Origin of the sequence: Vibrio coralliirubri, from assembly GCF_024347375.1 — a bacterium.
GTDB classification, from domain to species: Bacteria; Pseudomonadota; Gammaproteobacteria; order Enterobacterales; family Vibrionaceae; genus Vibrio; species Vibrio coralliirubri.
Genome location: NZ_AP025471.1, coordinates 89603 through 106233 on the forward strand (window position 1 = coordinate 89603; position 16631 = coordinate 106233).

Genomic DNA, 16631 nt, shown 5'->3' on the forward strand with positions numbered 1-16631 from the left:
TACAAAAAAGGCGCTAATAATTAGCGCCTTTAGAAGTGAACCTTTGAAGCTTTTGACCTTGAAAGCTTTGACCTTGAAAGCCGTAACCTTGAAAGCTGTAGCTGTTTAAGCCTTTAAGCTTCGGTTTCGTTTGTCGTTTCAGGCTCGCTAGGCAAGTCCGCAAATACTTGAGTAGGTTTTGCTACTAAGTTACGGTTTTCCTGATTAACTTCTGAGAGAACTACTTCTAAAACGTCTCCCAGTTTGTATACCATTTCTTTATCGATAGATACAGTACCCATATCACCGTTGCACTCTATTCTTTCTTTATTATCAAGAATGAGAGATCCAGGGATAAATGCAGCCGCACCATTTTCAAGTAAACGTACACGCATACCTGCACGGTTAATATCGAAAATCTCAGCTTGGAAACGAGTTTCTTCTGCTGGAGCATTGGCTAGAGTGCGAGCATACAACCAATCGCCAACATTACGCTCAGCCATGCCGTGGTGACGGCGGTGCAGAGCAAGTTCATCACCAATGGTTTCATCTGGTGTTTGAATTGGCGCTTTACCTAAGATGTGTGCTTTCAGCATACGGTGGTTAATCATGTCGCCATATTTACGAATTGGAGAAGTCCAAGTTGCGTAAATATCTAAACCCATCGCGTAGTGCGGTGCAGGCTCATTGCTGATCTCGCTGTACGCTTGGAATTTACGAATACGGTTGTCGTAGTAGCTGTTATCTAAAGAGCCTAACCAACGACGTAGAGTAGCAAAACCTTCTAGAGAAACGATTTGCTCTTCAGTGAACGGCGTTTCCGCTTGCGGGTTTACCAGTTCAAGAACGTCAGAGACTTTCTCAGCCTTGAAACCAGAGTGGCAGTTAAACACACCTTGGTTGAAGCTCTCTTTTAGCACTCGGCCCGCACAGATGTTCGCGCTGATCATTGATTCTTCAACCAGCTTGTTTGCGCTACGACGCATGTCAGCATGGATAGCAACAACATCGTTATCTTCGCTAAGTTCAAAGCGGTAGTCAGGGCGGTCTGGGAACACAACAGCGTTTGCTGAGCGCCATGCTGAACGTGCTTGAGCAAATTGGTGAAGATCAGAAACAATGGCAGCAATCTCTTCTGATGGTTGCCATTTCTCTGATGCGCCTGTTTCTAGCCAGTCTGATACGTTGTCGTAAGCAAGACGAGCATGAGATTTGATGTTCGCAGCGAAGAAGTTAATGTCATCACCGATAACGCCATCTTTAGATACCGTTACTGTGCAGCAAAGTGCAGGACGAACTTCGTTCTCGATCAGTGAACATAGGTTGTCAGCAAGATCACGAGGCAACATTGGAATGTTACGACCAGGAAGGTAGATAGTGAAACCGCGCTCGCGAGCCACTTTATCCATCGCATCATCTGGAGAGATGTAAGCCGTTGGATCAGCAATTGCGATAGTCAGTTCAAAATCACCGTTCTCTTTCTTCTTCGCGTAAAGCGCGTCATCCATATCTTTTGTGCTTTCGCCATCGATAGTCACAAAAGGGACGTGCGTCATGTCTACACGTTCAAGATCGGCGTCATCGTTGATTAGCCAGTTGTCGATGCCTTCAGGTTCGCTGTTTGGTAGATCGTTTTGTGCCAGTGTTACCCACCAAGGTGCAATCTTGTCGTCAGCGTCTGTGATTTTCTCAGAGATCTGAGCCAAGAAGCCATTGTCACCTTTTAATGGGTGTTGAACGATATGAGCAACAACCCAGTCACCTTCTTTAAGCGTTTCAGGGTTTAGACCCTTCATTGCTTTCGCTTTAAGTTGCAGTTTTTTGAGCTGCGGGTGATCTGGAACAACGTTCAATCGGCCTTTGAAAAGCTTAACTCGCGCAATAAAGCGAGTAAGACCTTGTTCAACCAATTCCTCAGGCTCAGCTACTTCGCGCTCTTTCTCTGTGCGAATGATGGCAATCACCTTGTCACCGTGCACACATTTCTTCATGTACGGAGGCGGGATAAAGAAGCTTGTTTTGCTATCAACTTCGAGAAAACCAAAACCTTTTTCAGTGGCTTTGATAGTACCTTCCTTTTTAGGGAGGGTTTCTTGGATTTGCTGCTTGAGCTGAGCGAGTAGAGGATTATCTTGAAACATCTTACTTTTATCTAACGAGAACAATTGAGCACACTATAATCATTGCGAGGCTCGATTACTACTTAAAGCCGAAGAGAGCGTAAATTAATTGCCCTCTTATTTAACTCTATCAATTTGGTCGAACTCTATCGCCCTGACGAGATATTCATCAAGTTTTGACGATATGATAGCCAGTATTGATAGAAAACCGAAAAATATGTGATGTATTTCAATTTTTTCTGGCTTTTTTTATGCATTTAGGGAATAATCCGCCTCCCTTAGACGTCCCTAATGGCTTGAAGTGTTTTATTACTGCTTCGTAACTCTGAATGGAATCAGTATCTGATTGGATCAGTATTGGAATTGATAGAGCTCCCGGGACCTTTTGTTTACTTATATATAGTGGGATCCCAATGTCCGAATCTGTAATTCAATTTAATGAATTAGCCCTAAACGATAACATTCTTTCAGCTCTTGATAGCATGGGTTTCGTTTCTCCGACTCCAATCCAAGCAGCAGCTATTCCTCTTCTTCTTGAAGGCCGTGACGCACTAGGTAAAGCACAGACTGGTACTGGTAAAACAGCAGCATTCTCTCTGCCTTTACTTAACAAAATCAACCTGAACCAACACAAACCACAAGCAATCATCATGGCTCCTACTCGTGAGCTAGCGATTCAAGTTGCTGCGGAAATCAAAAACCTTGGCCGTGATATCAAAGGTCTTAAAGTTATTGAAATCTACGGTGGTGCTTCAATTGTTGACCAAATGCGTGCTCTAAGCCGCGGTGCTCACATTGTTGTTGGTACTCCAGGTCGTGTTAAAGACTTACTAACTCGTGACCGTCTACACCTAGATGAAGCACACACATTTGTTCTTGATGAAGCAGATGAAATGCTAAAAATGGGCTTTGTAGATGACGTTACTTGGATCCTAGAGCAAGCTCCAGAATCTGCACAACGTGTACTTTTCTCTGCAACTATGCCTCCAATGGTTAAGACTATTGTTGACCGTTACCTACGTAACCCGGCTAAAGTTGACGTTGCTGGTACTAACCACACAGTTGATAAAGTAGCGCAGAACTTCTGGGTTGTTAAAGGCGTAGAAAAAGACGAAGCAATGTCTCGTCTTCTAGAAACTGAAGAAACTGACGCGTCAATCGTATTCGTACGTACTCGTCAAGACACTGAGCGTCTAGCTGATTGGCTATCTGCACGTGGCTTCAAAGCTGCTGCACTGCACGGTGATATTCCTCAGTCTCTACGTGAGCGTACTGTTGATCACATCAAACAAGGTGTTATCGACATCCTAGTTGCAACTGACGTTGTAGCTCGTGGTCTTGATGTTCCACGTATCACTCACGTATTCAACTACGACATCCCATTCGATGTTGAATCTTACATCCACCGTATTGGTCGTACTGGCCGTGCTGGACGTAAAGGTAAAGCGATCCTACTAGTTCGCACTAACCAAATTCGCATGCTTCGCACAATCGAGCGCGTAACTAAGTCTCAAATGGAAGAAATCCAACTTCCTCTACGTGACCAAGTTGCCGCAGCACGTGTTGCTAAGCTTGGCGCTGAACTTGAAACAGAGAAAGAAAGCAAAGCACTAGAAAACTTTGCAGGTCTTATCTCTACTCTTCAAGAGTCTCTAGAAGTTGATGCTGCTACTCTAGCTGCAATGCTTCTTAAGCGTCAGCAAGGTAAGAGCCCACTATTCTACGTTGGTGAAGACCCAATGATCGCTGCTATTGAGCGTGATAAGAACCGTCGCAAAGAGCGTCGTGAAGATCGTGACAACGGCCGTGACGGTGGTGGTCGCAACTTCAATACTCAAGATTGGGATACTTACCAACTACAAGTTGGCCGTGAGCAAGGCGTTCAGGTTAAAGACATCGTTGGCGCACTAGCGAACGAACTTGGCCTAACTAAAGGTTCTATCGGTGCTATCAAGCTAGACCAAGGTTCTACTTACGTTCAACTGCCAAAAGCGATGAACTCTGAAACTGCTGGTAAGCTAAGCAAACTTCGCATTCGTCAAAAAGAAGCTGGCGCTGTAGTTGTTGATTTCAACGACTTCCGTGAGCCTCGTCGTGGTGGCGGCGGTCGTGATGGCAACCGTGGTGGCAACCGTGGCGGTCGTGATGGTGGCGGCTACCGTGGTAACCGTGAAGGCGGCAACCGCGAAGGTGGTAACCGTGAAGGCGGTCGTGGTGGATACCGTGGCAACCGTGATGGTGCTCGCGATGGTAACTCTGCTGGCGGACGTGATGGCGAACGTCGATTCGACCGTAACCGTGGTGGCGATCACCGTGGTAACTTCCGTGGCGAACGTGGTCATGGTAACGGCAATGGCGCTGGTAACCGTGGTCGTCGTCCAGAGCGCAACGAAGGTTAATCAACCTGTCGCTTAGACGCTTTAGTCTAGACACTGAATTTAAAAGCCGAGCGTAATGCTCGGCTTTTTTGTGCCTGCTATTTGAACTTAAGCTTTGGTTGGCTCGATATTCGTAGCCAGCTTACTTTAATCAAGCTTCGTCCCTGTAACTATGCTTCGTCCATGAAACTAAGCATCGCGCCTAGAACGAATGTTAGTGCTAAAACTTAGCTGTATCGCGTTCTAAGCCTATACTAAAAGAACGTGCTACAAGATACTGAAACCAAGAGTGAAGGCTATCTAAGCGACGTTACAGTGAACCTATTCGTAGAGTTGTGCTCGAAGGCAATCAAAAGAAGATCAGATCACTATTCTCAACTCCAGTTAGCTTTTTGATGCAAGCACTGAGCAATTGAGAAATCGAGCAAAAAGTTATCGGTAATGATAAGCAGACGAAAGGGAAGGGGGGGGTGTTTTCTAAGCGGATTACCTGCATTTGTTCGAGTCGCTCTAATTAACTGAATCAAGTTAAAAATAACGTGAGCACTCGTTTGCGTCACCTGTTCATTAATTTTCTTATTCAACTATTTTTTAATTTCTCTCTCGAAATAAATAATTTGATGACTAAGATCAACTTAATTGTGTTCATTTAGTGATTTTTTCAAAACAAAAGTTGAAAGATTCAAAAATTATTGAATAATGGGCTTAACTAAAATTGAAGTAAACACTTCATCCAATTCGTACTGAAACAGGATCCATATCCAATGTCTAATTCGTTTGTTCTGGTTATTAACTCGGGTAGTTCATCCCTAAAATTTGCTGTAATCGATTCTGTTTCTGGTGAAGCAGTATTAAGTGGCCTAGGGGAGTGTTTTGGTCTTGAAGATGCTCGTATGAGCTGGAAATATCAAGGCGAGAAAACTGAAATTGCCATTCAAGGCGAAGATAACCACCACAAAATTGCCATTGGCAAATTGGTTGGCCTGATGGAAGAGCTAGGCTTCACTGCTGATATCGTGGCTATCGGTCACCGTATCGTTCACGGTGGTGAGAAGTTCACTCAAACCGTTCGTATTACTGAAGAAGTAACGAACGAAATTGAAAGCCTATCTGACCTAGCTCCACTTCATAACCCTGCAGGTGCTGTCGGCATCCGTGCTGCGATTGAAGCTTTCCCTTCTCTACCTCAATTTGCTGTATTTGATACGGCTTTCCACCAAACAATGCCACAACGTGCATTCACTGGTGCAATCGCAAAAGAGCTATACACAGACTTCGGCGTACGTCGTTACGGCTTCCACGGTACGAGCCACTACTTCGTTAGCCGTGAAGCTGCGAAGATGGTTAACAAGCCTATCGAAAAATCTAGCTTCATCTCTGTTCACCTAGGTAACGGCGCATCTGTATGTGCAATCAAAGACGGTAACAGTGTTGATACTTCAATGGGCTTCACACCACTTTCTGGCCTAATGATGGGCACACGTTGTGGTGACCTAGACCCAGGCATCATCGAATACCTACTTAAGAAAGGTTGGTCGCAAGAGCAAGTATTTAATTCTCTAAACAAGGAGTCTGGCTTCCTTGGCGTGTCTGGTCTTACGAGCGATGCTCGTGGCATCTTAGAAGCAATGGAAGAGGGCCATGAAGGCGCTAAGCTTGCGTTTGAGGTGTTTACTTACCGCGTATCAAAATACATTGCTTCTTACCTTGCAACGTTAGACTCTTTAGACGGCATCATCTTCACTGGCGGTATCGGTGAGAACTCTCTACCAATTCGTCGTGAAATCCTAAACAACCTTAAGATTCTTGGTTTCGTTGAAGATGTAGCAGGTAACGAATCTGCTCGCTTTGGTGCTGAAGGCATCATCGCTAAGTCTGAAATGTTAGACGCAGTAGCAATGGTTATCCCAACCAACGAAGAATTCGTGATTGCTCAACAGTCAGTAGAACTTCTGTAATAGAGTGTAAGAAAATCAGATAACGAAAAGCGAGCCCAAGTGGCTTAATGCCGATCAGTTAAGTAAAAAAGACTGGTTGAACGATCCTCCAAGGATGTCAAAATCCGAGTGTTTCTTTAACACTCGGATTTTTTATGTTTCTTAGACAAGCCCTTAATCAAGTCCATAACTTCTCTCCAGAACAGCTCTCAGGGTTATCAGACCTGCTGTCCCCGGAACTCGTCGAACAGTGCCTCCAAGAATCTGGGGTTGCGACTATTCGAAAGCGCAGGTTACCAATGGAAATGATGGTTTGGAGTGTTTTAGGGATGTCCCTTTACCGTCATTTATCGATGGATAAAGTAGTCTCGCAACTTGATATTCTCCTACCGGGTAAGAAGCCATTCGTCGCACCTAGCGCTGTCATACAGGCACGTCACCGACTTGGTTCCGACGTTATGGAAGCCGTGTTCAATCACACTCAACGACTTTGGCACCGCAAGACTCCTCATCCCGATTGGCATGGGTTAACACTTCATGCTGTAGATGGTGTTGTGTGGAGAACACCAGACACTAAAAGTAATGATGAGCATTTTAGTAGAACAGGCAATAAAACAACGATATCTGACTACCCTCAAGTGAGAATGGTCTGCCATATGGAGCTGACCAGTCATTTACTCAACAGCGCTTCATTCGACTCAGTATCTAAAAGTGAAGTCGACCTTACGATCCCGCTTATTGAACAATCTCCCTCAAACAGCTTAACTATTTTTGACCGCGGATTTTACGCCTTGGGCTTACTGCATAAATGGCAAACCAGTGGCGATGAAAAACATTGGCTGCTCCCATTAAGAAAAGGGGCTCAATACACTGTGTTATCGAAGGTAGGCCGAGGACAAGAGCTCGTTGAGCTCAAGCTATCACCTCAAGCTCAAAAGAAGTGGGTTGATGCCCCCAAAACTCTCCAAGCTCGTTTAATCACAAAGACGATTAAAGGAAAAGAAGTCCGACTATTAACGTCAATGATAGACACGATGAAATATCCTGGTGCTGATATCGCCGAACTATATAGCCATCGTTGGGAAATAGAGTTGGGGTATCGTGAGATGAAGCAATACATGCTTCAGAACCAACTTACGTTAAGAAGCAAAAAGCCAGAGTTAGTGAATCAAGAGCTTTGGGGAATGCTGGTTGCTTACAATCTACTGCGGTTCATGATGTGTCAAATGGCCTATCATCAGAAGTCAGTGATGCCTTATCAAATCGGCTTTAAACAGGCTTCATTATTCCTTGTTGGACAGCTTCAATTATTACCAGCGGTCGCACCGGGACGAATCCCAGAAGTAATAAACTACATACTGGATATGTCAGAAAGCTTTGTTTTACCTGAGAGGCGAGAACGAAGTTACCCAAGAGCAGTAAAAAAGAGGCCTTGTCGCTATGCGACAAGGCCTCCAAGAAGACGCTAAACGATGCTTAACTTACAAGCATTAAGCCCAAGTGGCTCGCTTTTTTTGTTTTATATGTTGGTTAAATCATCCCGAACGATGCTTTCTTCGTCTAGTAGATCTTCGAGTCAACGAGGCTAGATCTGGCTTTTTATGCCCCCAAATGCCTGAGGTTTGAGATGTCAGGTTATCTGCAAATCTTACTTACGTTTTAACCCCGCCTTAACCCAGCTAAGATTAAAATAAGATTTTACTGATACATACATCTCAACTACTAAAGGTGCGTTACATGTCAAAAGTTTTCAAAACATCGCTATTAGCTGTGGCCACTCTCTTATTGATTAATCCTTCTTATGCTCAATACAAAGCACAAGCATTGCCTGATACTGGCCAAACAGTTCAGTATGATACCAAAGGAGATCCTTTAACTGCCTCTGAAAGTAGCCTCTTTACTGGTCAAGATGCTTCAGTAAAAAGTAATCCAATGAGGTACCAAGACAATGGTGATGGAACAGTTACAGACTTAAATACAGGATTGATGTGGCAGAAAGCTCATGACACGGCTAAAAGAAACTTAGCAGATTCAGAAGCTGTTGTTGAGGCTATGACCTTGGCTGGGTTTGATGATTGGCGACTACCTACGATTAAAGAGCTCTATTCTCTAGCCAATTTTGACGGTGAGTTATTGAAACCAGAAAGTGGTAAAGATAGCAGCCCCTATATTGATACCGAGTATTTTGACTTTGACTACGATGAACGAGTTCCTTTTGCCGGCGCATTCTGGTCGAGTACGCTTTATATCAAAGGGAACGTACAAAACTTCACCGCTCATGGAGGCCTTCAAGGTGGCTTCGGGTTTAACTTTGCTGATGGTCATATAAAGTCATACGAAACAGGTAACTTCTTTGATGGCACTGCCATTCAAGCGTCAGATAATATGTTTGTACCTGGAAACTATGTTCGAGCTGTGCGCAATACAACGACGCTATATGAGATGGAGTATGTTGATAATCAGGATGGAACAGTTACAGACAAATCGACAAGCTTGATGTGGGCTAAGAGTGATAGTGGTAAACGCATGAACTGGGTTGAGTCTTTGGAATTTGCTCAAAATTCCAATCTTGCTGGATATAATGATTGGCGGCTACCAAACGCAAAAGAACTTCAATCGTTGGTTGATTACGAGAAGAAGAATTTACCCGCTATCAACACAATGTATTTTGAAGTGACCCCAACTCAGTTTAAATCACAACAAGACTCATATTATTTCTGGACGAGCACAACCCAAGGCGACTTTAAACACACTGCTGTATATATCGCTTTTGGTCAGGCATGGAGTAAGAAAAACTCAGACTCTACCGAATACTTTGATTGGCATGGAGCAGGTGCACAACGCAGCGATCCAAAGGTTGGCTCACCATCAGACTATGAACTCGCTTCTGAAATGGCAACAGACTATATCTCGATTGATAACTGGGTTCGCTTGGTTAGAGATGACAACTAATCAAGGGATCTAAGCATAAGAATGTAATTAGTCCTTTTTGACTATGGGCCATACAACCAATAACTTTTCGGCATCAAATCTCATGATGCCGTTTTTATAGAAAACTCTTCAGAATGGTAGGAAACAGCTTTAGTTATAAAAAGAAAGTGGACTGATGGAGACCTTGATTAAGCCAGTTTATAACAACTATACGTTAGCGTTCATAAACTCACTTTTGCCCCAAAATCGTTTAGAGCCAGTACTCTTTAAGAATCAGGCAGTAGGCGTTTGCCCTACTAAAAGTAATCACTTCCCCCGTACAAAACCTAAAAAATTCTATCTGTTCCGTTAGGATTAATGGCCCATAAAATTAATTTATGCAAATAGTTGAATTATCACCGCTTAATCCCCATAAAAGATAAGGACAAAAACGAAAGCTCAAAGGCCACAGAGAACTCTCTGGCATATTGCTTTCACAAAAAGTTTGAACAATCAAAATCAAACTAATGCTGTAATGGAGTGAAAATGTGGTCTGATAAAGAATCCTCACTAGACTTTTTAAATTTTAGTGAGACAGCCGAATCGATTAAGGATCTAATCACTGAAAAGGAGTTGATGCCTATATCTGTTGGCGTTTTCGGTGACTGGGGCGCAGGAAAATCAACAATCTTAGAGCTGACCAAAAAAGCAATTTCTGAAGAGAGCCAAGATTATATTCAAGTACATTTCGATGCTTGGATGTATCAAGGTTATGACGATGCTAAAGCAGCGCTATTAGAGACAATTGCATCGTCCTTGTTAAAGCAAGCAAAAGGCAACGCCAGCTTGAGCAAAAAGGCTAAAGAATTTGCAGGACGTGTTGACATCATTAGATCTTTAGGACTTTTGATGGACGGTGGTGCCGCTTTAGCTGGCGTCCCGACCATGGGCGGTTTTCAGAAGTTGATGGGATTGTTTAGCGGTGGTGAAGATGGCGAACTAGATTTTGGTGATGCTAAGGATGCTGTAGATGGCGCGAAGCAGATAGCTAAAGACAGCAAAGGAATTCTAAAATCTAAAAATGCTTTATCACCCCCCAAGGAAATTAAAGAGTTCCGCAAAGCCTACTCAGACTTGTTGAGTGAATTTGATAAACCGCTCATAGTTTATGTCGATAACTTGGATCGTTGCTCGCCATTCAATGCCATCTCTACGCTGGAAGCTATACGGCTATTTTTGTTTTTACCAAATACAGCATTCGTGATTGCGGCAGACGAAGATATGATTCGCTTAGCTGTTCCGGAATATCATAAGGGTGCTTCACAGCGCCACCAAACAGACTACCTAGATAAATTAATTCAAATCCCAGTACACGTTCCAAGACCTGGTACTCTAGAAATCAGAGCTTACCTGATGATGTTGACAGCTCAAGATCATGCCGTTACGAGTGACCAGCTTGAGGGGCTTAGGGAAAGCCTAGAGCAGTCCCTTCAGCTATCTTGGAAGCAGTCACCCATATCAGTCGATGAGCTTTTGGAGGTTGATAAAGTTCAAGATGTTCAGGGTAAGGACGAACTCAGAAGTAAGTTCATCGTGGCCGAACAACTTGCTCCATTGCTCGCAGAGTCCTCCAATATAAATGGGAACCCTCGAATTGTTAAACGCCTTTTAAATCAGGTAAAAATGAGAAGAAAAACAGCACTTCGTCGTGGTATGCAGCTGGATGAGAAAACCATTACCAAATTGGTAATATTTGAGCGTTGCTTGGGGACTCAAGCAACAAACAAACTGTATCAGTTGATTGATGCAGAGAGTGGTTCCCCAAAGATTCTGACTCAATTAGAAGATCCAGAAATTGAATTCGATGATATGGATTTACCAGAAGAGTGGAAGCTAGATTTAGCCTTTCTTGACAAGTGGTCGAAGCTACCACCGATGTTTGCAAATGTGAACCTGACCCCAGCGGCATACTTAAGTAGAGAGAGTATCCCCATGGGCCTAGTGAATGCAGTCATGTCCGGTGCTGCTCAAAAGCTTGTGAAGGATTTGATGAAACAAACTGAAAGACTAAGCCATACAAACCAAAATGCGATAGCAGCGACCCCAAGAGAAGACTATTTAGCAGTGATGGATGGACTAATTGAAAACTTCAGGACTGTAAGTGATTGGTCAAAAGCTCCCCCAGGCATATATGGCGCGAGACTACTAGCTGTTGAAGAGCCTAAATGTAAAAAGGCGCTGCTAACTTACGTGAAGGGACTGCCAAAGCAAAGGTGGTTGAATGTAATTATCAAGGAATTAGAAAAGTAGGTATAAATGGGTACTTCAGCATCATCAACTGGCCCTAATAACCAGAGCCCACTCATTCCGTCATGGGCTGAACAAAGCCCGCCTGTAACAATTGAGCCCGCTCAAGATACTGGTAGCCCAGACGGGGAAAATCAAGGTGACAAGGAAGTCGACAATGAAAAAGTTCAGCAGGAAATCGGCAAACCATCTGGTACTGCCAATCCTGCAAACCGTTTTGCAGGAGCTAGAAGAGAATTCGGGAATTATGCCAAGACCGGAGGTTCAAGCTCTGATCTAAGACGAGCACTAAAGAGTTATTCTAAAAAAGGCTCTGGTGGTGGAAAAACCACAAGCCGAAGATTGGCTAGTGGGATAACGGCTGGTGCTGGTTTACTTGGTGTGATGCGTGGAGACACTGTTACAGTCAACAACCAAAGCCTTTCCTTAAATGACTTGAAAGGCCTATCCACTGACCAAGCTATTGATAGAATTGCTTCACATTTAGCTCCTGATAATGCTGACTCAGACTCTGTGAGAATTGCCTTAGATTACGCGCTGGAAGAAGCCCTACCTGATACCGAAGATTTCGATCCAAATAGTTTTACTGAAGAAGTTATCCAACAAGCCATCGGCTGTTATTTAACTGACTTGATTTTCCAAGATGTGGTTGAAGGCATGGGCAGGGCTTGGTTCCACGTAGAACCTGCTAGCAAGCACCATAGCATGGAAGTTGAGCTAAGGGAGCTTATCAAGGTAATAGCTCAGGAGCAGCTAGACAAGGTCACTAATGGCAACCCTAGCAATGTCACCAGAAATAACATTACCAAGATTCAAGCTGATGCCATCGCAATGACAGTTGAAGAATGGGAGAGTTTCGATGACTAAATTTTACTTCAATGATAATCCAAACCAACTACCTGAATATTCAGAGTCATGCCACCCAGTTCAACTCTTCCACACTCACGAATATGATGAAAAAAAACACAGCTTAGCTTCCAGAGGGCTACTGCAAACAGTAAGAGACTTGGGAGTTGCTGTTGAACCTAAGGCAATTGATTTGATCACAATAGCTTCCGCTGTTACCGCAGCTGATACTTTTGAGCTAAGAGAAAAGGCAGAGAATGCTTGGTCAAGACAAATGCACCTTCACATCCCAGTAAGTGATCCGAACATATGGGATGCAGAGGGGGCTCAATTGAGCTCAATTTTGAACTTTCTTACTGGCGATCAATGGATGTTCACTTTTGAGCAGACATCAATGGAAATACCTAAACCTAAGATAAGTAAGCTGGCTAAATATAAAGCCAAAACTCTTCTAGGAAAAAATGCTGTTTGCCTATTTTCTGGCGGTCTTGATAGTGCTGTTGGTGCCATTGATATCCTTAATGGAGAGTCAGACTATAAGCCTCTCTTAGTAAGTCACGCCTATCGTGGAGATGGTGCAAAACAAGAACAAATTAAAACTTTGTTATCTTCGCCATTTGCAGAACTCTCCTATTCAATCTCTCCTCACATCACTAAATTTTGTGAAGGCAAAACTGACATAAGTATGCGAGGAAGAAGCTTTAATTTCTTGGCGATGGCCGTATTGGGTATTTCCGCACTAAGAAGTGCTAACAGTGATGCCAGTATTAAAACCATTATCGTTCCTGAAAATGGCTATATCTCTATCAACCCGCCGCTAACTAGAAGGCGAATAGGAAGCCACAGTACGAGAACTACGCATCCGAACTTCTTGCAGAGATTGGAAGAATTGCTGACGCGTATAGGTTTTGACGTCAAATTCGTAAACCCTTATCAGTTTAAAACAAAGGGCGAGATGCTGGCTGAGTGCGTTGACCAAAACGCTATCAAAAAAGCCGTACCGCTAAGCGTTTCATGCAGTCACTGGCACAGAGAGCATATACAATGTGGGCACTGCGTACCTTGTCTAATTAGAAGAGCATCAGTGCATCATGCTGGCTTTGATGATGATGCACCATATAAAACAAAGCGATTGAAAACACTAGTTAAAGAAAAGGGTACAAGAGACGACCTACAAGCTGTTCAAACCGCCATTATCCGGTTGAAGCAAACCAATAGTTACAAATCTTGGTTACGGAAATCTGGTCCCATCCCACTAGATAAGTCTGTACGTAATGCTTTGGAGGCAATGATTAAGCGTGGTTTGATGGAAGTTGAAGTGTTTATAGAGGCAAACAAAACATCATGATGGATTTGCATTGCCACGTTGACCTATACCCCGAGCATGAGAAAGTATTGGATGACATTGAGCGTTCAAATTATTACGTATTATCTGTAACAACAGTGCCTTCAGCCTTCGAAGGCACTGTTAATCTTACAAAAGGACTTAAGCACTGCAAAACTGCTTTGGGGTTACATCCTCAACTAGCTCATTTAAGGAAGAATGAACTACCAGTTTTCGATCGACTTATAGAGAAAACTAAATATATTGGTGAGATCGGACTAGATGGCTCAAAAGGCTGGAGAGAGCATTTTGATGATCAATTACTTGTTTTTAGTCACATTTTAAAAAAATGTGAGTCATTCAATGATAAAATTTTGACCATTCATAGCCTAAATGCAGTTGAAGAAACACTACTTTGTCTCCAAGAGCACCCCAACGCAGGTACGTCAATATTGCACTGGTTCTTGGGAACAAAAAAACAGCTGTTAAAAGCGGTTGAGCTAGGTTGCTATTTCTCTATAGGTCCAGCCATGCTGGCCTCTGCCCGAGGAAAACGAATCGTATCTTGGATACCACGACAAAAAGTGCTGTTGGAGACAGATGGACCGTTTGCAAAAGTCTCAGGGCAAGTATTGTTCCCCTCAGATGTTGATAGAGTAATTCAACACCTTTCTGAGGAATGGGAATTGCCATACTCAGATGTAATTAAACAGTTGAAGAATAATTTACGCATATTGCTTACCGCTAAATAGTGCCCCAAGGTCGAGTTTGATGCCTTTGTGATCATAGGGCGCTTAAATCCTAGATCTGGACATTTCATTAAGTAACTTTGCAATACTAAAATTTATCCGTATAAAGCTAAATTAGTAGATTGTCTAACACTGAATTGTCCAAACCTGTCTTAATAGGTGCGATTATAATAGCTTGCCAACCAACGAAGAACTCGTTTTTGCTCAACAGTTGGTAGAACTATCTGTAATAGAGTCTGAGAAAACCAGATAATGAAAAGCGAGCCCAAGTGGCTTAATGCCGATCAGTTAAGTAAAAAAGACTGGTTGAACGATCCTCCAAGGATGTCAAAATCCGAGTGTTTCTTTAACACTCGGATTTTTTATGTTTCTTAGACAAGCCCTTAATCAAGTCCATAACTTCTCTCCAGAACAGCTCTCAGGGTTATCAGACCTGCTGTCCCCGGAACTCGTCGAACAGTGCCTCCAAGAATCTGGGGTTGCGACTATTCGAAAGCGCAGGTTACCAATGGAAATGATGGTTTGGAGTGTTTTAGGGATGTCCCTTTACCGTCATTTATCGATGGATAAAGTAGTCTCGCAACTTGATATTCTCCTACCGGGTAAGAAGCCATTCGTCGCACCTAGCGCTGTCATACAGGCACGTCACCGACTTGGTTCCGACGTTATGGAAGCCGTGTTCAATCACACTCAACGACTTTGGCACCGCAAGACTCCTCATCCCGATTGGCATGGGTTAACACTTCATGCTGTAGATGGTGTTGTGTGGAGAACACCAGACACTAAAAGTAATGATGAGCATTTTAGTAGAACAGGCAATAAAACAACGATATCTGACTACCCTCAAGTGAGAATGGTCTGCCATATGGAGCTGACCAGTCATTTACTCAACAGCGCTTCATTCGACTCAGTATCTAAAAGTGAAGTCGACCTTACGATCCCGCTTATTGAACAATCTCCCTCAAACAGCTTAACTATTTTTGACCGCGGATTTTACGCCTTGGGCTTACTGCATAAATGGCAAACCAGTGGCGATGAAAAACATTGGCTGCTCCCATTAAGAAAAGGGGCTCAATACACTGTGTTATCGAAGGTAGGCCGAGGACAAGAGCTCGTTGAGCTCAAGCTATCACCTCAAGCTCAAAAGAAGTGGGTTGATGCCCCCAAAACTCTCCAAGCTCGTTTAATCACAAAGACGATTAAAGGAAAAGAAGTCCGACTATTAACGTCAATGATAGACACGATGAAATATCCTGGTGCTGATATCGCCGAACTATATAGCCATCGTTGGGAAATAGAGTTGGGGTATCGTGAGATGAAGCAATACATGCTTCAGAACCAACTTACGTTAAGAAGCAAAAAGCCAGAGTTAGTGAATCAAGAGCTTTGGGGAATGCTGGTTGCTTACAATCTACTGCGGTTCATGATGTGTCAAATGGCCTATCATCAGAAGTCAGTGATGCCTTATCAAATCGGCTTTAAACAGGCTTCATTATTCCTTGTTGGACAGCTTCAATTATTACCAGCGGTCGCACCGGGACGAATCCCAGAAGTAATAAACTACATACTGGATATGTCAGAAAGCTTTGTTTTACCTGAGAGGCGAGAACGAAGTTACCCAAGAGCAGTAAAAAAGAGGCCTTGTCGCTATGCGACAAGGCCTCCAAGAAGACGCTAAACGATGCTTAACTTACAAGCATTAAGCCCAAGTGGCTCGCTTTTTTGTGTCTAGTAAAGATGCGTCTGAACGTTTTAACAGGGGGGTAGCCTATAAGGCGTTCGTCAAACAGTTTTAGAACAGAGCTTCAATTGCGACTCATCGGGTGCTCTGGAAGCGCTAAGGTTATTTCGTCCCTGAGCGGTAGTTTGGATCTGTCCAGCATCGAGGTAACTCTTCCCCTGACATAAACATCAGTTCGGATTTTTTAAACATCTCAGGGTCTTGCTGTTCTTCACCTGCTTGAAACCGACCTTCGATACTGTCTTGAAATAAGTTGGTTAATTTGGTCATTTCAGTTACATCAACGAGGTCACCGCTCTTTTTCTCTTTTAGAAACATTTTTTTGCCCTCAATCTAATCG

Annotated in this window: 11 protein-coding genes; 9 read left to right on the forward strand and 2 right to left on the reverse strand. The window is 43.4% G+C overall.

Features of this window, described 5'->3' with window-relative positions; all coding sequences use genetic code 11:
* Window positions 1–113: 113 nt before the first annotated feature.
* Window positions 114–2120 carry an exoribonuclease II gene (gene rnb, locus OCV20_RS17090; protein WP_048614810.1) on the reverse strand — a complete coding sequence of 669 codons (2007 nt, stop codon included), beginning with the start codon at window positions 2118–2120 and terminating at the stop codon, window positions 114–116.
* A gap of 392 nt (window positions 2121–2512) precedes the next feature.
* On the opposite strand from rnb, the gene OCV20_RS17095 reads away from it, so the two are divergent.
* The 9 genes from OCV20_RS17095 (at window position 2513) to OCV20_RS17135 (ending at window position 16228) form a co-directional block, all read left to right on the forward strand.
* Window positions 2513–4498 carry a DEAD/DEAH box helicase gene (locus OCV20_RS17095; RefSeq protein ID WP_048614812.1) on the forward strand — a complete coding sequence of 662 codons (1986 nt, stop codon included), beginning with the start codon at window positions 2513–2515 and terminating at the stop codon, window positions 4496–4498.
* Between the two features lie 743 nt (window positions 4499–5241).
* The gene (locus OCV20_RS17100) at window positions 5242–6435 is read left to right on the forward strand and encodes an acetate/propionate family kinase (protein WP_086774833.1); all 1194 of its coding nucleotides are present in this window, start codon (window positions 5242–5244) and stop codon (window positions 6433–6435) included.
* 134 nt (window positions 6436–6569) lie between these two features.
* Window positions 6570–7883: an IS4 family transposase gene (locus tag OCV20_RS17105; RefSeq protein WP_086775497.1), complete on the forward strand. Its 1314-nt coding sequence runs from the start codon at window positions 6570–6572 to the stop codon at window positions 7881–7883.
* A 268-nt stretch (window positions 7884–8151) separates the two neighbouring features.
* On the forward strand, window positions 8152–9366 hold the full coding sequence (locus OCV20_RS17110; RefSeq protein ID WP_086775624.1) for an Lcl C-terminal domain-containing protein: 1215 nt from the start codon (window positions 8152–8154) through the stop codon (window positions 9364–9366).
* 504 nt (window positions 9367–9870) lie between these two features.
* Window positions 9871–11634: a KAP family P-loop NTPase fold protein gene (locus tag OCV20_RS17115; RefSeq protein WP_086775625.1), complete on the forward strand. Its 1764-nt coding sequence runs from the start codon at window positions 9871–9873 to the stop codon at window positions 11632–11634.
* A gap of 6 nt (window positions 11635–11640) precedes the next feature.
* Window positions 11641–12498, forward strand: a complete 858-nt coding sequence (locus tag OCV20_RS17120; RefSeq protein WP_086775626.1) for a hypothetical protein — start codon at window positions 11641–11643, stop codon at window positions 12496–12498.
* On the forward strand, window positions 12491–13825 hold the full coding sequence (gene qatC, locus OCV20_RS17125) for a Qat anti-phage system QueC-like protein QatC (protein ID WP_086775627.1): 1335 nt from the start codon (window positions 12491–12493) through the stop codon (window positions 13823–13825). The genes OCV20_RS17120 and qatC overlap by 8 nt, the downstream gene beginning before the upstream one ends.
* Entirely contained in the window at window positions 13822–14553 is a 732-nt protein-coding gene (gene qatD, locus OCV20_RS17130) for a Qat anti-phage system TatD family nuclease QatD (RefSeq protein WP_033903517.1), read from the forward strand. Before qatC ends, qatD begins: the two co-directional genes overlap by 4 nt.
* Window positions 14554–14914: 361 nt before the next feature.
* Entirely contained in the window at window positions 14915–16228 is a 1314-nt protein-coding gene (locus OCV20_RS17135) for an IS4 family transposase (protein ID WP_086775497.1), read from the forward strand.
* A 165-nt stretch (window positions 16229–16393) separates the two neighbouring features.
* Here OCV20_RS17135 and OCV20_RS17140 read toward each other — a convergent pair whose 3' ends face one another.
* On the reverse strand, window positions 16394–16609 hold the full coding sequence (locus tag OCV20_RS17140) for a hypothetical protein (RefSeq protein ID WP_017067490.1): 216 nt from the start codon (window positions 16607–16609) through the stop codon (window positions 16394–16396).
* Between the last annotated feature and the right edge of the window lie 22 nt (window positions 16610–16631).